The sequence below is a fragment of the Rhodanobacteraceae bacterium genome (genome assembly GCA_016713135.1).
Taxonomy (GTDB): domain Bacteria; phylum Pseudomonadota; class Gammaproteobacteria; order Xanthomonadales; family SZUA-5; genus JADKFD01.
In genome coordinates this window covers 22,076-46,061 of record JADJPR010000007.1, presented here as the reverse complement: position 1 = coordinate 46,061, position 23,986 = coordinate 22,076, and the positions used below count along the sequence as shown (strand labels likewise).

At 68.4% G+C, this 23,986-nt stretch carries 19 protein-coding genes; 9 read left to right on the top strand and 10 right to left on the bottom strand.

The genetic code is table 11. The features are described 5' to 3' along the window. The first annotated feature begins 140 nt into the window (after positions 1–140). The 3 genes from IPK27_08510 to IPK27_08500 are packed head-to-tail and all read left to right on the top strand — an operon-like array spanning position 141 to position 4,606. Complete coding sequence (locus IPK27_08510; protein MBK8067662.1) at positions 141–344, top strand: DUF2892 domain-containing protein; 204 nt, start codon at positions 141–143, stop codon at positions 342–344. A gap of 1 nt (position 345) precedes the next feature. Then, complete coding sequence (locus IPK27_08505; protein MBK8067661.1) at positions 346–1,416, top strand: efflux RND transporter periplasmic adaptor subunit; 1,071 nt, start codon at positions 346–348, stop codon at positions 1,414–1,416. After that, positions 1,409–4,606, top strand: a complete 3,198-nt coding sequence (locus IPK27_08500) for an efflux RND transporter permease subunit (protein MBK8067660.1) — start codon at positions 1,409–1,411, stop codon at positions 4,604–4,606. The genes IPK27_08505 and IPK27_08500 overlap by 8 nt, the downstream gene beginning before the upstream one ends. Positions 4,607–4,648: 42 nt before the next feature. Here IPK27_08500 and IPK27_08495 read toward each other — a convergent pair whose 3' ends face one another. The 8 genes from IPK27_08495 to glnA form a co-directional block, all read right to left on the bottom strand. Continuing rightward, a complete protein-coding gene (locus IPK27_08495; GenBank protein ID MBK8067659.1) occupies positions 4,649–4,906 on the bottom strand; it encodes a YkgJ family cysteine cluster protein in 258 nt (85 codons plus the stop codon). Continuing rightward, positions 4,906–5,733, bottom strand: coding sequence for a shikimate dehydrogenase (gene aroE / locus IPK27_08490; protein MBK8067658.1), 828 nt, complete (start codon positions 5,731–5,733; stop codon positions 4,906–4,908). Before aroE ends, IPK27_08495 begins: the two co-directional genes overlap by 1 nt. Before the next feature lie 310 nt (positions 5,734–6,043). Then, positions 6,044–7,399 carry a DegQ family serine endoprotease gene (locus IPK27_08485; GenBank protein MBK8067657.1) on the bottom strand — a complete coding sequence of 452 codons (1,356 nt, stop codon included), beginning with the start codon at positions 7,397–7,399 and terminating at the stop codon, positions 6,044–6,046. Between the two features lie 336 nt (positions 7,400–7,735). After that, on the bottom strand, positions 7,736–10,120 hold the full coding sequence (locus tag IPK27_08480) for a TonB-dependent receptor (protein MBK8067656.1): 2,385 nt from the start codon (positions 10,118–10,120) through the stop codon (positions 7,736–7,738). 254 nt (positions 10,121–10,374) lie between these two features. Then, positions 10,375–10,860, bottom strand: a complete 486-nt coding sequence (locus IPK27_08475; GenBank protein MBK8067655.1) for a peptidylprolyl isomerase — start codon at positions 10,858–10,860, stop codon at positions 10,375–10,377. 210 nt (positions 10,861–11,070) lie between these two features. Next, positions 11,071–12,471, bottom strand: a complete 1,401-nt coding sequence (gene ntrC, locus IPK27_08470) for a nitrogen regulation protein NR(I) (GenBank protein ID MBK8067654.1) — start codon at positions 12,469–12,471, stop codon at positions 11,071–11,073. Between the two features lie 163 nt (positions 12,472–12,634). Beyond that, complete coding sequence (locus tag IPK27_08465; GenBank protein MBK8067653.1) at positions 12,635–13,639, bottom strand: PAS domain-containing sensor histidine kinase; 1,005 nt, start codon at positions 13,637–13,639, stop codon at positions 12,635–12,637. 112 nt (positions 13,640–13,751) lie between these two features. Further along, positions 13,752–15,161, bottom strand: a complete 1,410-nt coding sequence (gene glnA / locus IPK27_08460; protein MBK8067652.1) for a type I glutamate--ammonia ligase — start codon at positions 15,159–15,161, stop codon at positions 13,752–13,754. A 588-nt stretch (positions 15,162–15,749) separates the two neighbouring features. On the opposite strand from glnA, the gene rsmG reads away from it, so the two are divergent. The 5 genes from rsmG to IPK27_08435 all read left to right on the top strand — a co-directional run bounded on the left by rsmG (position 15,750) and on the right by IPK27_08435 (position 20,520). Next, complete coding sequence (gene rsmG / locus IPK27_08455) at positions 15,750–16,397, top strand: 16S rRNA (guanine(527)-N(7))-methyltransferase RsmG (protein MBK8067651.1); 648 nt, start codon at positions 15,750–15,752, stop codon at positions 16,395–16,397. Between the two features lie 70 nt (positions 16,398–16,467). Further along, positions 16,468–16,914 (top strand): universal stress protein, encoded by a 447-nt coding sequence (locus tag IPK27_08450; protein MBK8067650.1) that lies wholly within the window; start codon positions 16,468–16,470, stop codon positions 16,912–16,914. 12 nt (positions 16,915–16,926) lie between these two features. After that, entirely contained in the window at positions 16,927–17,280 is a 354-nt protein-coding gene (locus IPK27_08445; GenBank protein MBK8067649.1) for a TraR/DksA family transcriptional regulator, read from the top strand. A gap of 517 nt (positions 17,281–17,797) precedes the next feature. Continuing rightward, positions 17,798–18,511, top strand: a complete 714-nt coding sequence (locus tag IPK27_08440; GenBank protein ID MBK8067648.1) for a response regulator transcription factor — start codon at positions 17,798–17,800, stop codon at positions 18,509–18,511. Further along, positions 18,511–20,520, top strand: coding sequence for a PAS domain S-box protein (locus tag IPK27_08435; protein ID MBK8067647.1), 2,010 nt, complete (start codon positions 18,511–18,513; stop codon positions 20,518–20,520). Before IPK27_08440 ends, IPK27_08435 begins: the two co-directional genes overlap by 1 nt. A 111-nt stretch (positions 20,521–20,631) precedes the next feature. On the opposite strand, the gene IPK27_08430 is transcribed toward IPK27_08435, so the two are convergent. Then, positions 20,632–22,719 (bottom strand): TonB-dependent receptor, encoded by a 2,088-nt coding sequence (locus IPK27_08430; GenBank protein ID MBK8067646.1) that lies wholly within the window; start codon positions 22,717–22,719, stop codon positions 20,632–20,634. 194 nt (positions 22,720–22,913) lie between these two features. After that, positions 22,914–23,114, bottom strand: a complete 201-nt coding sequence (locus IPK27_08425; protein ID MBK8067645.1) for a rubredoxin — start codon at positions 23,112–23,114, stop codon at positions 22,914–22,916. Between the two features lie 82 nt (positions 23,115–23,196). Here IPK27_08425 and IPK27_08420 point away from each other — a divergent pair, with 82 nt between their 5' ends. Then, a complete protein-coding gene (locus IPK27_08420) occupies positions 23,197–23,823 on the top strand; it encodes a thiamine phosphate synthase (protein MBK8067644.1) in 627 nt (208 codons plus the stop codon). Positions 23,824–23,986 lie beyond the last annotated feature (163 nt).

The window sequence follows — 23,986 nt, the reverse complement described above, 5'->3', positions numbered from 1 at the left end:
GTCAAAGAACACGCGCCTTGGTCGCGAGCGGGATGGGTGGACTCGTCGCGGGAACCTCGTCGGTCGCAAACCCCAAGTGCGCACTTGTCATTTATATTAGCTTCCACTATATTAGTCTCACCTAACCCAAGGAGACTGCCATGAACATTGACCGTTTCGTCTTCGCCTTCGCTGGCTCGATGATCCTGCTCAGCGTGTTGCTGGCACACCTCGTGTCGCCCTGGTGGCTGTTGCTCACGGCCTTCGTCGGGCTCAACCTGTTGCAGTCCGCCTTCACCGGGTTCTGCCCGCTGGCCCTGATCCTGAAGAAGGTGGGCATTCCTTCCGGACAGGCCTTCCGCTGACATGAAGCTCCGTCTCATCCTGCTCCCGTTCGCGCTTGCCGGACTCGCTGCCTGCGGCGGCACCGCGCCCCCGTCAGCGGCCGCGCCGCCACTCCCCGAACTGCCGAAACTGACCGTGCAGCCCGAGCAGGCGCCGCGCGAGCGCGTGTGGGATGGGGTGGTCGAAGCGGTCAACCAGGCCACGCTGTCGGCGCAGACCGCGGGCCGCGTGGTCGAGCTGCCCTTCGATGTGGACGACTACGTCGAGGCCGGCGCCGTGGTGGTGCGCTTCACCGATGTGGAGCAGCAGGCCGCGAGCCGCCAGGCGCAGGCGCAGTTGCGCGCGGCGCAGGCCGCCGCGCGCGAGGCCGAAGCCGAGTACACGCGCATTGCCGACATCTACCAGCGCAAGCTGGTGGCCAAGGCGCAACTGGACCAGGCCACCGCGCGCCGCGATTCGGCGCGGGCCGCGCTCGAGGCCGCACAGGCGGTCGTGCGCAGTGCCGGCGAGCAGGTCGATTACACCGTGATCCGCTCGCCGTACACCGGCATCGTCACCCAGCGCCATGTGCAGGTGGGCGAATCGGTGCGCCCCGGCCAGCCGCTGATCTCCGGGCTCTCGCTGGACCAGCTGCGGCTGGCCGTGGACGTACCGCAGAGCGATGTGAGCGCGATCCGGGCGCACAAGCAGGCCGCAGTGCTGCTGGACGGTGATGCCGCGCGCAGGGTCGCCGCGAGCGAAGTGATCGTGTTCCCCTACGCCGATCCGGTCACCCACAGCTTCAAGGTGCGGGTAGAACTGCCCAAGGAACAAACCGGGCTGCATCCCGGGATGACGGTCAAGGTGGCCTTTGTCGTCGGCGAGCGCGAGCGCCTGCTGCTGCCGGCCTCCGCGGTGGTGCGCCGCAGCGAGCTGACCGCCGTGTATGTGCTGTCCGACGGGCGCCTCGCACTGCGCCAGGTGCGCCTGGGGCACCACTTCGGCGATCGCGTCGAGGTGCTGTCTGGCCTGGCCGCCGGCGAGCAGGTGGTGACCGACCCGCTTGCTGCCTCCGCAGCCTTGGTGGCCAGCCGCGGGGCCGGCCATGAGTGATTCACTCGGCTTCTCCGGCCGCGTCGCGCGCGCCTTCCAGCAGAACCCGCTGACGCCGGTGCTGGCGCTGGCGGGTCTGCTGCTCGGGATTGCCGCCACGCTGATCACGCCGCGCGAGGAAGAGCCGCAGATCGAGGTCACCTTCGCCAATGTCTTCGTGCCCTTCGTCGGCGCCGAGGTGGCGGACGTCGAGAACCTGGTGACCTTCCCGCTGGAGCAGAAGCTCACCGAAATCGAGAGCGTCAAGCACGTCTATTCGATGAGCCGCGCCGGCATGGCGATGCTGACGGTCGAGTTCGTCGTCGGCGAGCCGCGCCGCGACGCGATCGTGCGCCTGTACAACCAGGTCTATTCCAACCAGGACTGGCTGCCGCAGGGTCTGGGCGTGGGCCAGCCGTTGATCAAGCCGATGGGCATCGACGATGTCCCGGTGATGAGCCTGACGCTGTGGAGCGACGACCCAGCCCGCGGCGCCACCGAGCTTGCGGAAGTGGCGCACACGCTGGAAACCGAACTCAAGCGCGTGCCGGGAACCCGCGATGTCTACACCCTCGGCGCACCGGAGCGCGTGGTGCTGGTGGAACTGGACCCGGCCCGCCTGGCGGGTTTCGGCCTGACCGCGGCGGAACTCGCCGGGGCACTCGGCGCCGCCAACCAGGCCGCCGATGTGGGCGCACGCATTGGCGAGGACCGTGCGGTGCCGCTGACCGTGGGAACCTGGCTCGGCGATGCGACCGAGGTGAGCGAACTGGTCATCGGGCTCAAGAACGGCCAGCCGGTGTACCTCGCGGATGTGGCCTCGATCCGCCAGGGCGGCGACCTGCCCACGCGCTATGTCTGGCACCAGCCCCGGGGCGGTGCGAGCGCGCCGGCGGTGACGATCGCCATCGCCAAGCAACCTGGACGCAATGCCGCCGACATCACCGGATCCATCGCGCGCCGCATCGAGTCGATGCGCGGCACCGTGATCCCGGACGGCATCCAGGTCGAGATCACCCGGGACTACGGCCAGACCGCCACCGACAAGGCGCAGAAGCTGATCCAGAAGCTGGTGTTCGCGACCCTGTCGGTGGTGCTGCTGGTGCTGTTCGCACTCGGCCGGCGCGAGGCCATCGTGGTCGGCACCGCGGTGGTGCTGACCCTGGCGCTGACGCTGGCCGCCAGCTACTTCATGGGTTTCACGATCAACCGCGTCAGCCTGTTCGCGCTGATCTTCTCGATCGGCATCCTGGTCGACGATGCGATCGTGGTGGTCGAGAACATCCACCGCCACATGGCGCTGGGCGGCAAATCGCTGGTCGAGGCGATTCCACCGGCGGTGGATGAGGTCGGCGGGCCGACCATCCTTGCCACCTTCACCGTGATCGCCGCGCTGCTGCCGATGGCCTTCGTCAGCGGCCTGATGGGCCCGTACATGCGCCCGATCCCGATCAACGCGAGTGTGGGCATGCTGCTGTCGCTGGCGGTCGCGCTGGTCGTGACCCCGTGGCTGTCGCTGAAGCTGATCCGGCATCAGGCCGCCGATGCCGCGCATGGCGACCCCGGCGCCGCGGTGCCGAGCCGCCTGCAACGCTTGTTCGACCGCATCATGCGTCCCTTCCTCGAAGGCGCGCAGGCGGCGCGCAGGCGCCTCGTGCTGTTCGCCGCGATGCTCCTGCTGGTGGTCGGCTCGGCCGGCCTGGCAGTGGTCCAGTTGGTGGTGCTGAAGATGCTGCCCTTCGACAACAAGAGCGAGTTCCAGGTGGTCCTCGACATGCCCGAGGGCAGCACGCTGGAAACCACCAACCGGGTGCTGGCGGAACTTGCGGCGGAAGTCGGCAAGCTGCCGGAAGTCGCCAGCGTGCAGGGCTACGCCGGCACCTCGGCGCCGGTCAACTTCAACGGCCTGGTGCGCCAGTACTACCTGCGCGAGGGCGCCCATGTCGGCGACCTGCAGGTCAACCTGGTCGACAAGCACCACCGCAGCCGCAAGAGCCACGACATCGCGCGCGCCGCACGCCCGAGTCTGGCCGCCATCGGCGCGAAATTCGGCGCCTCGGTCAAGGTGGTCGAGGTGCCGCCCGGCCCGCCGGTGATGTCGCCGCTGGTGGCCGAGGTCTACGGCCCGGACGCCGCGCGCGGCCGCGAACTGGCGCGCAAGCTCGCCGGGCAGTTCGCCCAGCAGGAAGGCATCGTCGACATCGACACCACGGTCGAGGCCGATGCACCGCGCCAGATCGTGGTGGTCGACCGCCAGCGCGCCGCGCGCCTGGGCGTGTCGCAGGCGCAGATCGTCGCCGCGCTCGGCACCGCACTCGGCGGCACCGACGCCACCTGGCTGCGCGACGGCGCCGCCAAGTACCCGGTGCCGGTACGCCTGCGCCTGCCGGCCGGCGATCAAGCGGAACTGGACCGGTTGCTGGCGCTGCCGGTCCGCGCGGACAGCGGCGCCCTGGTGCCGGTCTCGGAACTGGTGCGCGTGGTCGACAGCCGCTGGCAGGCCTCGGTCTACCACAAGGATCTGCTGCCCATGTCGATGGTGTTCGCCGACGAGGCGGGCGAACTGGACAGCCCGCTGTATGGCATGTTCGGCATCGTCAGCGCGATCGGCGAGAAAGGCATCGACGGCACGCCGGTCGAGCAGTACTTCTTCCGCGCGCCGGAGGACACCACCGGCTTCTCGATCAAATGGGACGGCGAGTGGCAGATCACTTTCGAGACCTTCCGCGACATGGGCCTGGCCTACTCGGTGGGCCTGGTGCTGATCTACCTGCTGGTGGTCGGCCAGTTCCGCAGTTATGTGGTGCCGCTGATCATCATGGCCCCGATCCCGCTGACGGTGATCGGCGTGATGCCCGGCCACGCCCTGCTCGGCGCGCAGTTCACCGCCACCAGCATGATCGGCATGATCGCGCTGGCCGGCATCATCGTGCGCAACTCGATCCTGCTGGTCGATTTCATCAACCAGCAACTCGCCGAAGGGCGCGCGCTGGTCGCAGCGGTCATCGACTCGGTGGCGGTGCGCGCCAAGCCGATCGCGCTGACCGCGGTGGCGGCGATGTCCGGCGGGGTGTTCATCCTCGACGACCCGATCTTCAACGGCCTCGCGGTCTCGCTGATCTTCGGCATCTTCGTCTCCACCGTGCTGACGCTGGTGGTGATCCCGGTGCTGTATTTCGTGCTGCTGCAGCGGAAAGCCGCACGCGCGTAGGCCGGGCGCGGGTGCCGGTGAAGCGCTGCGCGCTACACCGGCCTACACCGGTTGCGTCGCGGTCTCAAGCGCGCCGAGGTAGGCAAGGGCTTCGAAGCGGTCCGCACCGCACATCAGCGGCTCCGGTCGCAGCGCCAGGCACACGGCGGGACGCTCGGGCTTGCCGAACAGGCGGCAGCGCATCGCCTCATCCAGTTGCACGCAGGGCACGCCGGCCGGCTTGCCCTGCGGCATGCCCGGGATCGGAGTGCTGATCGAAGGCGCGATGCAGCAGGCGCCGCAGCCAGAACGGCAGTCCATCAGGCGTCGACCAGCTTGCGCAGCGCCGCCAGCACCGGGCCAGTCTGCGGGCGCACGCCACGCCAATGGCGGAAGGACTCGGCGGCCTGCTCGACCAGCATGCCGAGGCCATCGTGGGCGCTGGCGCCGGCCGCGCGCATGGCAGACAGGAATGGCGCCGCGCTGGCACCATAGCCGAGGTCATAGGCGATGGTGTCGGCATCGACCAGCGAGCCGGGCAGTTTCAGGCCGCCATCGCCGCGGAAGGCGGAGGTCGCATGGATCAGCACATCGGCCGCGCCCAGGCTGGCCAGTTCGTCCAGCGCCCAGGCCTGCACGATGCCGAGCGCGCCAGACTCGAAGGCCAGTTCCAGCGCCTTCTCCGGCGTGCGGTTGACGATCACGATCTCGCGCGGCAACGCCGCCAGCAAGGGGCCGAGGATGCCGCGGGTGGCGCCGCCGGCGCCGAGGATCACGATCCGGCGCCCAGCCAGCGGCACGCGCAGCCGTGTCAGGTCCGCCATCAGGCCCACGCCGTCGGTGTTCTCGCCGCGCCAGCGCTGGTCCGGCAGCCGCACCAGGGTGTTCACCGCCCGCGCGCGCTGCGCCGCCTCGCTCAGCTCATCGCACAGAGTGGCCGCCTGCTCCTTCAGCGGCAGCGTGACGTTGGCGCCGAGCCCACCGGCCTCGCCAAAATCCCACAGCGTCTCCTCGAAGCGCTCGGGCGGCGCGTCGATCGCCTCGTAAGTCTGCTCGTAGCCGAACTGCGCGGCGAACTGGGCGTGGATCCACGGGCTCTTCGAGTGGGCGATGGGGTGGCCGAAGACGGCGTAGCGGTCCAAATCGATTCCTTGCGGGGCACGGGGCACGGCGGGGCACGGGGCACGGGGCACGGGGCACGGGGCACGGGGCACGGGGCACGGGGCACGGGAAGGCTCGCATGCCGGAGCGGGTCTGCAAACTGCCGGTTCTGCGAAATCGGGGATGCGTAGGCCGTAGTGCTGCGCAGCAGCTCTGCGGCGCCTTGCTGCAGCGGTGCCGGGGAACACGCCCGCGGCGCCTACCTCGGCCTACGCATATCGCGAGCGGAGCGCGGACAAGCAGCGCGCGCGAGGTCTCCCCGTGCCCCGTGCCCCTTGCCGCGTGCCCCGCTACCCGCTACTCGATCGGCAGGTAGTACGCTCGGCGCCCGCGGTACAGCGAGAACAGGATCTGGCGCGGCTGCCGGCCGAGCAGTTTGGTCAGCGCGGCCAGGTTCTCGACCTCATAACGGTTGACGCCGAAGATGATGTCGCCCGCAGCCAGACCGTTGCGCGCGGCGACGCTGCCATCGGTCACCGACAGCACCTTGATGCCGCTGATCCCGGCCTGCTTTTCGCGCTGGCTGAGTTCGCCGAAACGGGCGCCGGCGAGGCGCGGGTCGAGTTTCTCCCCGGCCAGTTGCTGCGCGCTGGAGGCAATCAGCGTCAGTTCCGTCGAACGCAGGCCGTTCTCGCGCAGGAATTCCACGGTCAGCGCCTTGCCGATCGGCAGCAGGCCCTCGATGTTGGCCAGCTCATCCGCGCTCGCCACCGGCTTGCCGTCGATCTTGGTGATCACGTCGCCAGCTTGCAGCTTTGCCTTGTCGGCCGGCGAATCGGGCACCACCTGGGTCACCACCGCGCCACGGCCTTCATCCAGGCCGAGCGCCCGCGCCAGCCGGGCGTCCAGGTCCTGCGCCTGCACCCCGAGCGAGCCACGCTTGACCTCGCCGAAAGCCATCAACTGGTTCATCACGTTACGCGCCAGGTTCGACGGGATCGCGAAACCGATGCCGACATTGCCTCCCGACGGGCTGAAGATCGCGGTGTTGATGCCGACCAGCTCGCCGCGCAGGTTGACCAGCGCGCCACCGGAGTTGCCGGGGTTGATCGAGGCGTCGGTCTGGATGAAGTTCTGGTAGCCCAGGCCGCGCAGGCCGCTGCGACCGAGCGCGCTGACGATGCCACTGGTCACCGCCTGGCCCAGGCCGAAAGGATTGCCGATGGCGACCACGAAATCCCCCACGCGCAGGCGGTCGGAGTCGGCCAGTGCCAACGCCGTGAGGTTTTCGGCCGGGATGCGTACCACCGCGACATCGGTGTCCGGATCGCGCCCGATCACCTCGGCATTCAGCGTGCGCCCGTCGTGCAGCGTGACCGTCACCTCGTCGGCGCGCTCGATCACATGGTTGTTGGTCAGCACCAGGCCGCGCGCCGCATCCACGATCACGCCCGAGCCCAGCGACTGCTGCACCCGTTCCTGCGGCACATCCGGCATGTCGAAGAAGCGGCGGAAGAAAGGGTCGTCGAAGAAGGGATTGCGCACCTGGATGCGGGTCTTGCTCGACACGTTCACCACCGCCAGCGTGGTCCGCTCGAGCATCGGCGCGAGTGTCGGCAAGGGCTGGCCGTCGACCTCGGCCGGCAGGGTGGCGAAGGCCGGCGCCGCGATGGCGAAGGCACAGGCAGTCAGGCAGGCACGGATCAGGTTCATGGCTGCTTTTCCAGCGATGGAGGCGATGCCGCTTGGACCGTGGGTTGCGGGGAAAGTTGCGGATCCGGTCTTTGGTCCGCAAAGGACGCAAAGGACGCAAAGAAGAGCCGGGGATGAAATATCTGGAACGGGACCCCAGCTCGCGCGGCGCCGTCCATGCCTGCGCTTCGCTGTTCTTTGCGTCCTTTGCGTCCTTTGCGTCCTTTGCGGACAGAAAGTCAGGGTTGGGTCTCGTCGACAGTCATCCAGTGCGAGTGCAGTCAATCCGACGCTCCCCTGAACGCGAAACCCCGGCACCAGGCCGGGGTTTCGTGGGTCGAACCGAAGCTGCGCGGCTCAGAAGAACCGGCTGTGCACGCGGAAGAACCAGGAGGCGCCGTTGAGGCCGAACTGCACGGACTCGTAGACGTGGCCGTTGTCGGTCTCGTCCGGGTTCTGGCGGGTCGGCTTGGTGTCGAAGACATTCGCCGCGCCCAGGGTGAACTTGGTTGCTTCCGAGTAGCTGTAGGTCAGGCTGACGTCGGCCGAGGCCTTCGCGTTGTACTGCTGGTTCGGCACCGGCGGGCCGCTGAAGGTGCCGAGGGTCTGTTCGCCGAACCAGATCAGCTTGACGTTGGCATTCCACTGCTCGCGGGTCCAGTCGAAGCCGAGCACGCCTTTGCTCTCGGGCGCGCCGTTCTCGATGAACAGCCGCTCGCGCTCGCTGAGCAGCACGTCCTCGCGACCGACCAGCGCCGGCGGTGCGTGGATCGAGGTGACATCCGTCTCGCCATAGTTGAAGCCGAGGTAGGTGGTCAGCTCGCCGTCCCACAGGGTCGAGTCGTAGGCGGCGGTCAGGTCGATGCCGCGCGTGCGGGTGTCGATCGAGTTGACGAAGAACTGCGCCTCACCCACGCCGAGGTCGGCCAGGATGTCGCCGATGTTCGGGTCATCCGTGTTGAAGCGGCCGGACAGCACGATGCGGTCGTCGATGTCGATCTGGTAGGCATCGAGGGTGAACGACAGCGAGTCGCTGGCGCGCCAGGTGAAGCCCAGCGTGCCGCTCATCGACTCTTCCTCGGTGAGGTCCGGGATACCCGCCGCCCGCGCGATCTCGCCGCCATTCGGCGCCAGCAGCACGTCCACCGGCTCGCCGCTGATGAAGTCGGTGAAGGTGGACGAGAAGAAACGCTGCTGCAGCGAGGGCGCGCGGAAGCCCGAGGACACCGAGCCGCGCACGGTGAAGTCCTCGGTGGCCTTGTAGGCCAGCGCGATCTTGCCGTCTACGGTCGAGCCGAAGTCGCTGTAGTCCTCGAAGCGCACGGCGAAATCGGCAATGAGCTGCTCGGTCGGGGTCACTTCGACGTCCACATAGGCAGCGTAGTTGTCGCGGTTGGCGTCGGTCTCGTCGCCCGGCTGGAAGCCCGGGAAGCCCTGGCTGCCGGCGTTGCCGCCGCCGGGGCCGTCGGCGTCGATGTAGGAGCCCGGCTCACCGGCGAAGATCTGGTAGTTCTCGTCGCGGTACTCGCCGCCGAAGGCGACGTTGGTGCCGCCCCAGAGGTCGTCGAAGTAGCGCGAGAAATCCAGGTTGGTGGTGAACTGGCGGAAGGAGAAGCCGCCGGCGTCGAAAGCGGTGTTGCTGACCGCCGGGCGCTGGTTCAGCAGCTCGAAGTTGGCGATCGAGGCGTTCAGCGTGTTGGTGATGTCGTAGAACAGTTCGTTGTAGCCGTAGGTGGCAGAGAAATCCGCGTTCCAGTCGGCCACCAGGCCGCGCGCACCGAGGGTGGCGAAACGGTCTTCGAGATCCCCATTGATGAAAGGCACGAAGCCATCCGGATACATCGCCAGCGAATTGCGCGAAGGCACATCGTCCACGCCGTCGCGCGCGAAGGCGCCGGAGGAGGCACGGCGGTTCTGGATACCGGCGGTGAAGTACAGGTCGGCCGTGTCGGTCAACGGAATTTCGCTGTTGATGTTCAGCGTGCCCTGCTCCACCGCGCTGTCGCCGATGGTGCGCGGGTTGCCGCGAGGCTCCGAGCGGTCCGAGCGGTTGCGGTCGAGGAACTCGCCGGTCACCGAGAAGATGCCACCGTCGCCGACCTCGACGCCGCAGTAGCCGGAGTACAACTGGTTCTCGCCATCGCCCTTGGAATACTCGCCGTAGCCGGCGATTGCCTCGCAACCCCTGTCCTTCTTCATCATGATGTTCATGACGCCGGCGATGGCGTCCGAACCGTATTGCGCGGCGGCGCCGTCGCGCAGCACCTCCACGCGGTCGATCGCCAGCGTCGGGATGGTGTTGAGGTCGGTGCCGGTGTTGCCGCGATTGCGCGCGCCGAACAGGTTGACCAGCGAGGTGGTGTGGCGGCGCTTGCCATTGACCAGCACCAGGGTCTGGTCCGAGCCCAGGTTACGCAACGCGGCGCCGTCGACCAGATCCGCGCCATCGGCGCCGGTCTGGCGGGTGGAGAAGAAGGACGGCACGGTGAACTGGAGCGACTGCGCCAGATCGAACTGGGCCCCGCGCTCGGCAATCTCCTGCATCGTGATCACATCGACCGGCACCGGCGATTCGATGTCGGAGCGGCCGATGCGGCGCGAACCGAGCACCGTCATCTGATCGAGCACCTTGGCTTCATCGGCCGCGGGCTCAGCCTCATCCTGCGCAAGCACCGCCGGCGCGGCCACCGAAAGACTCATCGAAGCGGCCGCCAGGGCCAGCCACAGACGCGAACGCTGCATGATCGTCACTCCTCGTGAACGGAAAGAAAGTGCGAATTATGCGTTAACTTTTCGTTGCCCGGAGAGGAAGGTGGGAAAGGCGGGGCTGGGGACTGGGGGCTGGGGCGCGCTGCCCAAGTTGCAGGGCAACCCGGCTGTGCGCCCGCGAAGGGAATTGTCTGACCCGGGGAGACGCGCGCACGCGCCCCAGCCCCCAGTCTCCAGCCCCGCTTCTGCGTCCCCAGCCCCGCTTGCGCGATCAGCGGCCCACCCGCTCAGTGGTGATGCCCGCCGTCGCCATGCACATGTCCGTGCGCCAGCTCTTCCTCGGTGGCGTCGCGGATCTCGACGATCTCGATATCGAAGGACAGGTCCTTGCCGGCCATCGGGTGATTGAGGTCCACGTCGATGACGCTCATCCCGATCTTCAGCACGGTCACCGGGCGCGGGCCGTGCTGGGTCTGCAGCATGACCGTCAGGCCAGGGCGCAGCGCGACATTGGTCGGGAAGTACTTCTTCGGCACGCGCTGGGTCAGCGCCTCGTTGCGCTCGCCGTAGGCCTCGGCCGCCGGCACAGTGACCTCGAAGCGGTCGCCGACGTTCTTGCCGATCAGCGCCTGCTCAAGACCCGGGATGATGTTGCCCGCCCCGATCAGTGCCGCGATCGGCTGCCCGCCCTCGCGCGAGGACTCCATCGGCGGCTGGCCGACTTCGGCGACGCTGTAGTGGAAACGGATGACTTGCTGCGGAGCGTCGCTCATGGGGCGGGCCTGGGGGTGCGGTAAGGGGGGGCGTAGGCTAGCGGGATCGCCGGGACCACGGTAGGGGAACGGAACAGCTGTCCCCACACCCGGTCGGCGCCGGTTGTGGGTTGTGAGTTGTGGGTTGTGGGCAGCAAAGCCAGCGCTCCCCCGCGAGCTGAGTCGGGTGCGAAGGGTGCCCACAACCCAGAACCCAGAACCCGGAACGCTTCACCGCTTCTTCGGTCCCAGCTTCCGGGTCAACGTATTCCGTCCGCAGCCGAGACGCCTGGCCGCCTGCTGGCGGTCGCCGCCGGTGACTTTCAGGGCTTCGTCGAACAGCACCTGTTCCAGGCTGGCCTTGGCGGCTTCCAGCAGGTCCGGGGTTTCCAGGTCGAGTTGCTGCCGGGCCCAGTCGGCCAGCGGCTTTTGCCAGCCGGGGTCGATGCCGCTGCCCTGCTCGCTGCGGCGGACTTCCTCAGGCAGGTCGCCGGACAGGATCTGCGAGCCGGGCGCCATCAGCACCAGGCGTTGGCACAGGTTGCGCAGCTCGCGCACATTGCCGGGCCAGGGATAGCGGGTCAGCGCGCGGGCGGCGTCCAGCGACAGGTGCTTGGGCGCCACGCGCATCTCGCGCGCGGCCTCGGCAAGGAAGCGTTCGGCGAGGCGCTGCACGTCGGCGGCGCGCTCGCGCAGCGGCGGCAGGTGGATGCGCATCACGTCCAGCCGGTGCAGCAGATCGGCACGGAACTCGCCGCGCTCCACTTTGGTGCGCAGGTCCTGGTGGGTGGCGGCGATCACGCGCACATTGGCGCGGATCAGCTCGCGCCCGCCGACGCGGTAGAACTCGCCCTCGGCCAGCACGCGCAGCAGGCGCGTCTGCAGGCCGATCGGCATGTCGCCGATCTCGTCGAGGAACAAGGTGCCGCGATCGGCCTGCTCGAAGCGGCCCTGGTGGCGCCGGGTGGCGCCGGTGAATGCACCCTGCTCGTGCCCGAACAGCTCGCTTTCCAGCAGCTCAGGCGCGATCGCCGCGGTGTTCAGCGCGATGAACGGCCCGTCCGCGCGCGGCGAGTGCCGGTGCAGCGCGCGCGCGATCAGTTCCTTGCCGGTGCCGGTCTCGCCGGTGATCAGCACCGACAGATCGGCGCGCGACAGCCGGCCGATGGCGCGAAACACCTCGCGCATCGCCGGGGTGTCGCCGACCAGGCCCTCGTCCGACCAGTCGGTCTCCGCGGCCGGCAGCTCGCGCGCGGTGGCGCGTCGCGCCATGTCGATCGCGCTGTCGATGTCGAAAGGTTTGGGCAGGTAGTCGAAGGCGCCACGATGGAATGCCGCGACCGTGCTCGGCAAATCGGTGTAGGCGCTCATCACCACCACCGGCAGCGTGGTGCTGCGCTGGCGCAGCTTGTCCATGAACGCCATGCCGTCCATCCCCGGCATGCGCACATCGGTGAAGATCAGGTCCGGCGTGCGCGACAGCAGGGCGCGCAGCGCTGGCTCGGCTGCATCGAAGCTTTCAACCGTGAACCCGGCCCCGGCCAGCGCCTTTTCGAGCACGAAACGGATCGAGCGGTCGTCGTCCACCAGCCAGACGGTGCGGCGGGGCGCGGGGCGCGGCAGGGCGCTCATGCCTGATTCCCGGGTTGTGGGTTGTGGGTTGTGGGTTGTGGGCGGCAAAGCGGGCAAGACCGCGACCCAGCCGCGGTGGCACCGGGTGTGGCGGCCCACAACCCAGAACCCACAACCCACAACCGGGACTTCAGGGAGGTGAGTCTCTCCAGACACGACGCCCTCATGCCTGCACCGGAATCAGCAAGCTGAAAGTGGTCGCACCGGGGCGCGAGACGTAGGCCAGGGTGCCGCCATGCTCGCGCGCGATGGCGAGTGCGACCGGCAGGCCGAGGCCGGTGCCTTCGTCGCGCCCGGTGACGAAGGGCAGGAACAGGCTTTCGCGCAGGTTCTCCGGCACCCCGGGGCCGTCGTCGCAGACATCGATGCGCAGGGCCAGGCGGCAGGTGCGGTCGCCGATGCGCGCCCGGCGTTCGGCGCGGGTGCGCAGGCGGATGGTCTTGGCGCCCGACTGCAGCGCGTTGCGGGCAAGATTCAGCAGCGCCTGGGTCAGGCGGTCGGGATGGCCGTCGATGTCGGGCAGGCTGGGATCGTAGTCGCGGATCACTTCGCTGCGCCCGGCGGCCTCGGCACCGATCAGCGTGCGCACGCGCTCGAGCACCTCGTGAACGTTGAAACTCTGGCCGGCGTGCGCGACGTCCGGCTTCTGCAGCAGGCGATCGACCAGCCGGCGGATGCGATCGGCCTCGGCGCGGATCACCTGGGTGTATTCCTTCAGCGACTTCTTCGGCAGCTCGCGCTCCAGCAGTTGCGCGGCGCCGTGCAATCCGGCCAGCGGATTCTTGATCTCGTGGGCCAGCGCGCGAGCCATCTGCTGCGCGGCGGGCTCGGGCGCCTGGACCACGCCTTCGCCCAGATCCTGGTCGTGCTCGCTGAGCGCGTGCATCTCGATCAGCACCGCCGGCTCGCCATTCCATGGGAGCGGCGACAGCGCCACGTCGAAGCGCCGCGGCGCCTCGCGCTTGAGTTCCAGCAGCAGGCGCCGCGCGACGATGCGCGTGCGCTGCTCGAACACGCGCCCCACCAGGCCCGGCAGGGCATCATCGCCGATGGCAAGGTCGGCGACCGGCGTGCCGATGATCCGGCGCTCGCACCAGGTCTCGGTCAGCACCGCATTCGCCCAGGCCACGCGCCGCTGGCGATCGACGATCGCCAGCGGTGTGGTCAACTGGTCCAGCAGCGCGGGCGGGGGAGCCGCCGCGCCGCCGGTACTCGCTGCGCGCAGGCCGGCGTCGTTGTCGAACATCGGCGCTGCGCGCAGGGGCCGCATGGTCCGCGCCTCAGATCGAGTAGTACTGCAGGAACTCGATCGGGTGCGTGTGCATCCGGATCGCGGTGACTTCCTTCATCTTGAGCTCGATGTAGCCATCGATGAAGTCGTCGCTCATCACGCCGCCGGCCTTGAGGAACTCGCGGTCCTTGTCGAGCGCTTCCAGCGCCATGTCCAGCGAGTGGCACACGGTCGGGATCAGCTTCTCCTCCTCCGGCGGCAAATCGTACAGGTCCTTGTCGGACGGCGCGCCCGGGTCGAGCTTGTTCTTGATGCCGTCGAGGCCCGCCATCATCAGTGCGGTGAAGGTCAGGTAGCCGGAGTTGACCGGATCCGGGAAGCGCACTTCGATGCGACGTGCCTTCGGGTTGGACACCCACGGAATGCGGCAGGAGGCCGAACGGTTGCGCGCCGAGTAGGCCAGCAGCACCGGCGCCTCGAAGCCCGGCACCAGGCGGCGATAGCTGTTGGTGGTGGAGTTGCTGAAGGCGTTGATCGCGCGGGCGTGCTTGAAGATGCCGGCGATGTAGTGCAGCGCCAGCTTCGACAGGCCGCCGTACTCGTTGCCGCTGAACAGGTTCTTGCCGCCTTTGGCGAGCGACTGGTGCACATGCATGCCGCTGCCGTTGTCGCCGACCAGCGGCTTGGGCATGAAGGTGGCGGTCTTGCCGTGCTGGTGCGCCATGTTCTTGATGACGTACTTCAGCGTCAGCAGTTCGTCGCCCTTCTTCACCAGGGTGTTGAAACGGGTGCCGATCTCGCACTGGCCGGCGTTCGCGACCTCATGGTGATGCACTTCGACCGGAATCCCGAGCGCTTCGAGCGTCAGGCACATCGCCGCGCGCAGGTCATTCAGCGAATCCACCGGCGAGGTGGGGAAGTAGCCGCCCTTGACGCCCGGACGATGGCCGGTGTTGCCATGCTCGTACTTCTTGCCCGAGTTCCACGCGGCCTCTTCGGAGTCGATCTCGAAGAACGAGCCCTTCATCTGCACGTCGGCGCGGATGCTGTCGAAGATGAAGAACTCCGGCTCCGGGCCGAAGAAGGCGGTGTCGCCGATGCCGGTGGTCTTGAGGTATTCTTCGGCGCGCTTGGCGATGCCGCGCGGGCAGCGGCCGTAGGGCTGCATCGTCGACGGTTCGAGCACGTCGCAGCGGATCACAGCGGTGGCTTCTTCGGTGAACGGATCGAGGAACGCGGTGGACGCATCCGGCAGCAGCACCATGTCGGATTCGTTGATGCCCTTCCAGCCGGCAATCGACGAGCCGTCGAACATGCGGCCGTCCTCGAAGTCCGCATCGTCCAGCGTGCTCGCCGGAATCGACAGGTGCTGCTCGCGGCCGGACATGTCGGCGAAGCGCAGGTCGACGAACTTGACGCCGTTGTCCTTGATGAGTTTCTTGACTTTCTCGATCGACATGGAGGTCTCCAGGCGGGGGTTTGGGGAATGCCGGCAGGCTTGTGCAATCGTTGTGCCATGCACAAATTCCTGCGAAATCAATGCGCTGCCCTCGCATTGTGCATGCAGAAGGTGCACAATGGGGCCCATTTGCACCAGTATGGTGCTGAATCCATGAGCGCGCCAGCGCGACCTTGGTCGCGTGCGCGATGCGGGTGCATGGGGCTCCGGGTTGTGAGTTGTGAGTTCTGGGTTGTGGGTTGAGGGCGGCAAGAGCCGGTGTGCCGATAACCGGCGAGTGCGGCTCCAGCCGCGATCTTTCCGGCAGCCGCGGGAAAGATCGCCCCCCCCCCCCCCGCCGCTCGCCCCCGGGGGTCCTTTTCGCCCCGGAGGAGCGAGGCCGCCCTGGGGCGTCGGCCGACAAAGTCGGCTCCCACCGGAGCCACGGTGAGCGAGCTTCGCTTCCCAGAACCCACAACCCAGAACCCACAACCCCGGTTCGGCCCCCAACCCGCAACCAAAAACCCGTGCCCGGCCCACCACCCGGTCCTTTGCGGCGCCCGCCCGGCGCCTCATCATCCGGTCCAGACCCACTCAAGACCCGGACCCATGTCCATCCCCGCCTCCTGGCATGACCGCCTCGCACAGCGCCTCAATGAGCTCCGCCTGGCGCTGGACGCTGCGGCGCAGCAGCGGCTGCTCGATTACATCGCGTTGCTGCTGCAGTGGAACGCTGCCTACAACCTGACCGCGGTGCGCGAGCCGCTGGCAATGATCGACCGCCACCTGGTCGACGCGCTGGCGGTGCTGCCGCATGCGCGGGGGCCGGATCTGGCCGATATCGGTACCGGCCCCGGGATCCCCGGCCTGGTGCTCGCGCTGGTGCATCCGTACGAGCGCGTCTGGCTGGTCGACAGCAATGGCAAGAAGGCGCGCTTCCTGCGCGAGTGCCTGCGCCGATTCCCGTTGCCCGCCGTGAGCGTGCATGAGGCGCGCGCGGAGTCGCTGCGCGATGAGGCAGGCTTCCGCCAGGTGATTTCGCGCGCCTATGCGGAGCTGGCCGATTTCGTCGCGAGCACGCGCCAGATCCTGGCGGGCGATGGCTGCTGGCTGGCGCTCAAGGGCAAGCGCCCCGACGCCGAGATCGCGCGGCTCCCGGGCGACATCGAGGTGATGGCGATCCACCGACTGGACGTGCCGGGCGCCGATGGCGAGCGTCATCTGCTGGAACTGAAGCTGCGCCGTCCGCGGAATTGACCGAGGTCAATTCGCGAATCCGCCCACTGGCTAGTCTTGGCCACCGGCGGGTCGGGAAGGAGGTACGCCGATGTACAGCCACATCCTGGTTCCGGTGGATGGCAGCGCGCTGTCGGACAAGGCGCTGGACCACGCACTGCAACTCGCCCGCGGCATCGGCGCGCGCGTCAGTACCCTGCATGTCGTGACCAATTTCGTCGGCGATGCCGGATTCGAGGTACCGCTGCTGGCCGACACCGCGCGCGAGGCCTTCCAGCAGCGCGCGATCGACGAGGCGGAAGCCATCCTGGCGCGCGCCGTGCGGCAGGGGGAGGCGCAGGGCGTGGCGGTGCTCACGCACTTCGTCCTGTCTTCCGATCCCTCGCGCGTGATCGTCGATGAAGCCGATCGGCGCGGCTGCGACCTGATCGTGATGGCTTCGCACGGGCGCCGCGGCCTGGAGGCCCTGCTGCTCGGCAGCGAAACCCAGAAGGTATTGACCCACTGCAAGGTCCCGGTCCTGGTGGTCCGGGGCTGACCGGAGTTGACGATGAAGCACCTCACGCGCATCCAGATCGGTGCGCTGCGCGAACAGATGCTGGCGCGCGAAGCCTTGCTCGCCAGTGAGATCGAGCGCGTGATGGCAGAGCGCAGCGCGCGCGAACCCGAGGGCCGCGAGGTGGACCCCGGCGTAGTCGACCTGGACTCGGCACTGGCCATCGCCGATGTGCTGCGCGACCAGCATGAGGTCGACCACATCCGCGCAGCCCTCGGGCGGATGGATCGCGGCACATACGGACGCTGCCTCAGTTGCGGCACCAGCATCCCGCTCGAGCGCCTGCGCGCGCAGCCGGATGCAGAGTACTGCCATGTGTGCCAGACGCGGGCGGAGGGCGGCGGGTGAGGGGATGGGTTGTGGGTTGTGGGTTGTGGGTTGTGGGTTGTGGGTTGTGGGCAGCGAAGCTCGCATCCCGAGAGACCGGTGGGAGTTCCAGTCGCCCCTGCCGGTGCGCTTGTTCGCGCATCGAACCGTGACTCTCGCAAGATTGCGGACTCTGTTTTTGGACGCAAAGAAGATCAAACGCGGTAGAGCGCCGAGGTATCCCCGGCATTTGCTGTCTTTGCGTCCTTTGCGTCCTTTGCGTCCTCAATCACAGGGTCGTCGTTCGGCACAAGCGGAGCGTGTAGGAAATTCAACATCTTGTCGCACGTTCGGTGAGAACTGACTCCGTCGGCGATCTTGCCGCGGTCGCAAGCAACGGATCGCGGCTGAAGCCGCTCCCACCAGCCATCGGCGCGCCAGCTGTTGCCGCCAACAACCGACAACCAACAACCGGCCACCAAGCCGCGGACCAGCCCAAGGCTTACAACTCAGCCCATATCGCGCCAGAATCGGGACCCTCGCCATCCCGTAGCGCATGATGTCGCCAGCTGCCGAGATCCTGATCGTCGACGATGAAGCCGAGATCCGGCAATTGCTGCGGATCTACCTCGGCGCGCAGGGATTTGCAGCGATTGAAGCGGACAGCGCCGGAGCTGCGCGACGCCTGCTGGAGAAGCAACGCCCGGATTTGGCGCTGGTCGACCTCGGCCTGCCGGACGAAGACGGGTTGACCCTGATCCGCCACCTGCGCGAACGGCACCAGTTGCCGATCATCATCCTGACCGGACGTGGCGACACGATCGACAAGGTGGTGGGGCTTGAGCTTGGCGCGGACGACTATGTGACCAAGCCCTTCGACCTGCGCGAGCTGCTGGCGCGCATCAAGAGCGTGCTGCGGCGCGCCGAAGCGACACCGCGCGAACCGGCAGAACCCGATTTCCTGCGCTTTTCCGGTTTCGAACTGCGCCTGCGCGAGCATCGATTGTGCAGTGCCGACGGCGCCGAAATCCCATTGACGCACGGTGAGTTCAAGCTGCTCGCGGCACTCGCACGCAACGCGCAAAAGCCGCTGTCGCGCGACGAGATCCTGGACCTGACGCATGGCCGCGAGGCGGGTCCCTACGATCGCACCGTCGACATGCAGATCACCCGTTTGCGGCGCAAGCTCGGTGAGGATCCCAAGTTGCCCAGCCTGATCCGCTCGGTGCGCGGCGTCGGCTACATGCTGTCCTGCCCCGTGGAGATTGCCTGATGGTGCCCGCCGACTCGCGCCTGCTCGAAGCGCTGGCCGATGCCGCGCCCGATGCCCTGCTGGTAGTCGACGCCAACGGCCGCATCCGCTATGCCAACCTGGCCACCGAGGCGATGTTCCTGTACGCGCCCGGCGCGCTGGTCGGCGCGGCGATCGAGGTCCTGATCCCCACTCGCTACCGCAACCGCCACCGGGTCGACCGCACGCGCTATGCGACGGATCCGAAGAGCCGGCCGATGGGCCTGAACCTGGACCTGGTCGGCCGCCGCCGCGACGGCAGCGAGATCCCGGTCGAAGTCAGCCTGAGCCCGCTCGCGGTGCAGGGCGAGCGTCTGGTAGTGGCCGCGGTCCGCGATGTCACCGAGCTCAAACGTTCGCGCGAGTTGCTGCGCCGCAGCCAGCGGCAAATGGCGTTGGCGCGCCTGGCCGAGCAGGCCGTGAGCACCGGCGGCACCGAGGCCTTCTGCGCCCAGATGCTGAAGGTACTGGTCGAGCAACTGAAGCTCAGCCACGCGGGCGTCTGCGAGCGCGGCCACGAAGGGCACCATGTACGCTTCATCGCAACCCAGGGTTGGACCGATGCCGACGCCCTGGCGACGATCCGCCGCGTGCTGCCGCCGGCGCGACTGCGGCGCCTGCTCGAGGGCCAGGTGCAGCAATTGCTGGTCGCGCCGGGCAAGGCGGCGCAGCGCGATCCGGAGGCCTACCTGACCGGCGCGATCATGCCGCTGCGTGGGCCCTCCAAGATTCACGGGTTGCTGTCGCTGTTCCGCCGGGCCGACGAACCCTTGAGCGAGGACGAATGCCTGTTCGCGCAGAGCGCCTGCCACTTGGCCGCCGCGGTGTTCGAGCGCCAGCAGCAGCAGGGGCTGCTGCTGCAGGCGTCCAAGATGGAGGCGCTCGGCCAGCTGACCGGCGGCGTGGCGCACGATTTCAACAACCTGCTGACAGTGATCGCCGGCAACTTGCAGATCCTGGAGGACGTGCTGCTGGATCGCGCGGATGCACGCATGCTGGTCGATTCGGCCGCGCGCGCCGCGCGCCGCGGCGCGGAACTGACCGGCAAGCTGCTGGCTTTCTCGCGCAAGCGCCAGCTGACGGCCCAGGCGGTCGATTGCGCCCAACTGCTCGGCAGCATGCGCGATCTGCTTCGGCGCACGCTGGGCGAGGGCATCGAGCTGCGCTACCGGATCGAGCCGACCCTGCACCGCGCGCTGGCCGATCCCGGTCAACTGGAGAGCGCGGTGCTGAACCTGGTGCTGAATGCGCGCGACGCGATGCCGCGCGGCGGAACGCTGACACTGTCGGCGCACCAGCGCGATCGCCTGCGCCTGGCGAAAAGCGGTGCCGACAGCGTGATCATCGAGGTTAGCGACAGCGGGGAGGGCATGTCCCGCGAGGTGATCGCCCGCGCGCTGGAGCCCTTTTTCACCACCAAGGCGGCGGGCAAGGGCACTGGGCTCGGGCTCAGCATGGTGTACGGCTTCGTCCGCCAATGGGGCGGCGATGTGCGCATCTACAGCGAACCCGGCATGGGCACCACGGTGCGCCTGCTGTTGCCCGCGGCGCCCGGCGAGGACGCACCCACGGTGCTCGAATCGCGCGGTCAGAAACTGCGCGGCAATGAACACATCCTGGTGGTCGAGGACGACCCCGAGGTCGCCGCCATCGCCCAGGCGCAGCTGCGATCGCTTGGCTACCGCGTGGCCGAGGCCGCCAACATCGCCGGCGCACTGGCGGCCCTCGCAGCACATCCGGACATCCGCATGGTGTTCACGGATGTGGTGCTGCTCGGCGGCGAAACCGGCTTCCAGTTGGCCGACCGATTGCGCCGCGAATTCCCCGGACTGCCGGTGCTGTATTGCTCGGGATACGCCGAAGCCGCGCTGGAAGACCACTTCGGTGCCGGCGAGCGCCCGCGCATCCTGGCCAAACCCTATGCCCGCGAGGACCTCGGAGCGGCGGTGCGGCAGGTGTTGGATGGGGCGAAAGTGGGTGTGGTTTCCTGAGACGCCAGCGCAAGCAAGGTAAAAAGTGAAAGGTGAAAGGAGGAGCGGCGGCGCGGGCCGAGCCTTTTTCACTTTTCACTTTTCACTTTTCACTTTTCGCAGCATCGGCCCTCACCATGCCCAATCCACCCCCACCCACACACTGCGCCCCGGCGCAGTTTCGTAGTAGCGTCGGGCGCCGTCGTTGACGATGGCGGAGGCGCTGTAGCGGCGGTCGAACAGGTTGTCGACACGCACCAGCGCGCTGGCGAGACCGAAGCCGCGCAGGGCGAAGCGTTTCTGCCAGCGCAGGTTCCAGATCGCGTAGCCGGGCACCTTGTCGGCTACCCGGTCCGAGGCTGGGGTTGGCGACAGCGCCTGCCATTCGAGCGCAGCGCTCCAGTCGCGCCCGGCGGTGTACCCCAGTTCCACGCGCGCGCTGCGGTCCGGCACGCCCGTCAGCGGCTGGCCCGCGGCGACCGTAACCGCCTGCGGTGGACATGGCAAGGGCCGCGCCGGGCAGTTGCTGTAGCCCTCGCGATAGCGCGCATCGATCAGGTTGGCGACTCCGCGCAGCTGCCAGGCCTGCGCCAGGCGCCAGTCGGCTGCGATTTCCAGGCCATCGCGACGGGTGGCGCCGGCGTTGCGGAAGCTGGTGCGCCCGCCCAATGCGCTGTCGACCACGATCTCGTCGTCCATCTCGACGAGGAAGGCGGTCAACTCCGCGCGCAACGCATCGCCAGCCCACGCAAGGCCGAGCTCGGCCTGGTCTCCCATCGCGGGTTTCAGATCGTCATTGAAGCCGCCATCGCCGTCTTCACGGTAGGCCAGTTCCGCCAGCGTCGGCAGCTCCTGGGTGCGACCCACCGCTGCGTGCAGTTGCCACTGCGGATCGATGCGCCAGCTCGCACCGACCACCGGCAGCCAGGCATCCGCCGAATAGTCGCCGCTGTCGTCCGGGTTGCCAGGCGCGATGAAGCGGTCGTCGCTGCGATAGTCGGCGAGCGTGCGCCGCACGCCGGCGCTGAAGCGCCAGGCATCGCCCGGCATCAGGTCGAGGCGCAGCATGGCGTCGCGCGCATCGCTCGCATTCGTCTCGTCGCGCCGCAGCGCACCGCGCACGCCCAGGCGGTCGCCCACGAAGTTCTCGTAACCACGCCGATCCTCGGCGAGGCGCTCGTCGCGCAGTTCCGCGCTCAGCTCGGCATCGGCAAAGGACCATGCTGCGCGATGCAGCCAGCGCAGCGACCAGCCGTGGTAATCGCGCTCGAGGTCGACGATGCCGCCGCCATTGGTCGGCAGTTGCTGCGCCTGCACGCTGACGCTCAGCACCTGGTCGATGCTGCGCTGGCCGGCGTAGGCGGCGAAGCTCAATTCGGAATCCCCGAAATCGTGCTGCCAACGCGCACCGAGCTGGGACTGGCGCGCCGACTTGCGGGTGCCGAACTGCGCGGCCAGCGGGTTGGAAGCCTCCGGATCGGCATCGAATTCGGCCCGTGTCAGGCCCTGCGGATCCTCGGAGTCGGGCTGGACCTGGGTGTGCAGCGACAGTGCCAGCGCATCGCGCTCGCCGATCTCCCAATCCAGCCGCGCCGCGCCGAGCGTGCGCGTGGCGGCGCTGCGTGCGCGCACGCCATCGGTCTCGTAATGGTTGCCGGAGACACCGAGGCGCAGTGCCTCACCGGTGTCGGCAGCAATCCCGATACGGCGCTGGCCGTTGCTGCCGAGCGCCAGGCTGACGCGGTCGCCATCGCGCTGGACGCCGCGCACGCCGTCGACCCGCAGGTAGGCGCCGCCATTGCCGTACAGCGCCGCGAACGGACCGCGGACCAGCGTCATGCGTCCGCCGGACGCGATGTCCAGGTGGCCGATCTGGCTCTGGCCATCCGCCGCGGTGGCCGGGATGCCGTCGTACTCGATGCGCAGCCCGCGCACGCCGAAGGGCGAACGCGCACCGAAACCGCGCACCTGGATCTGGGTGTCCTGCGCCTCGTTGTAGCGCTGCCGCGCGATCACACCGGGCAGTTCCGACAGCGCCTCGGCGATGTCGGTCGCCGCGCGCCGCTGGCGCAACTCATCGAGGTCCACCTGCTTGCGCCGCTCCGGCCGCCGCGCATCCTCCTCCGGCGCCCGCTCCTCGGCGATCACCGGCGGAAGCGGCGTTGCGGGCACTTCTGGGGTCGCAGTGGTGAGCGCGAAAGCGAGTGCGATCGGATGCATGGGGCTGGTTGTTGGTTGTGGGTTCTGGGTTGTTGGAGCCAAGCGCTTCGAGACCGGTGGATGCCTACCAGCCGCCGTGCGTGTCAGGGCGTCCGCCGCACCAGTCGCGCAGGGGCACGGGCTTCGCTGCCCACAACCCACAACCCCTTCGACACCCCAGACCAAAGACCGCGCACGCCCACAACCCGCTTCGATCACGCTTCGATCATGTCGAAATCCGCCTTGCCCACGCCGCAGTCCGGGCAGGTCCACCAATCCGGCACGTCGGCCCAGCGGGTGCCGGGGGCGATGCCTTCGGCGGGGCTGCCGACCGCTTCGTCGTAGATGTAGCCGCACACCACGCACACCCAGGTGCGCCAGGGGCCAAGGCCGTCGGTGGGTTCGCCTGCACTCATGGGATCGATTCCGGGTCAAAAAAAGGTCGCGAATTCTGGCATAAGCTCGCCACGACACCGTGAACCTGCCGCGCCGCTGCCGATGAATCCCTCCCTGATCCGTGGCCTGTATGCCCTGGTCGATACGACCTGGCTGGCGCCCGCGGCGCTGACCGACGCGACCGCGGCGGTGATCCGCGGCGGCGCGCGCCTGGTGCAGTACCGTGACAAGGACGCGAGCCCCGCCGAGCGCGCCGAGCGCGCCCGCGCGGTGTTCCTGGTGTGCCGCCAGATGGGCGCAATCTTCATCGTCAACGACGACGTGGAACTGGCCTTCGAACTGATGGCGCACGGAGTGCATGTGGGCGAGCACGACGCCACGGTCGCCGCCGCCCGCGCGCGGCTGGGCCCGCTCGCGATCGTCGGCGCCTCCTGCTACGACAGCGTGGTCAACGCCCAGCGCGCCGCCGACGCCGGCGCCAGCTACCTCGCCTTCGGCGCCTTCTTCCCCACCCGCACCAAGGCCCACACTCGCGAGGCCTACCCGGTGCTGCTGCGCAAGGCCCGTGCCTTAGGCCTGCCGCTGGTGGCCATCGGCGGCATCACCCCCGACAACGCGTCCGAACTGATCGTCGAGGGCGCCGATGCGATCGCGGTGGCGGGCGGGTTGTATGCGACGCCGGATATCGAGGGCGCGGCGCGGCGGTATTCGGGGTTGTTCGAGGGGTAGTGGGGAAATCCGGGTTGTGGGTTGTGGGTTCTGGGTTGTAGGCAGCAAGAGCGCGCAAGACCGATGCGAAGCCGCGAGCTCCTGCCGCCCAGAACCCGGAACCCACAACTCACAACCGGCCGCCAGGCCCACCTGCCCCCACAATGCCCCACCCCATCCTTGC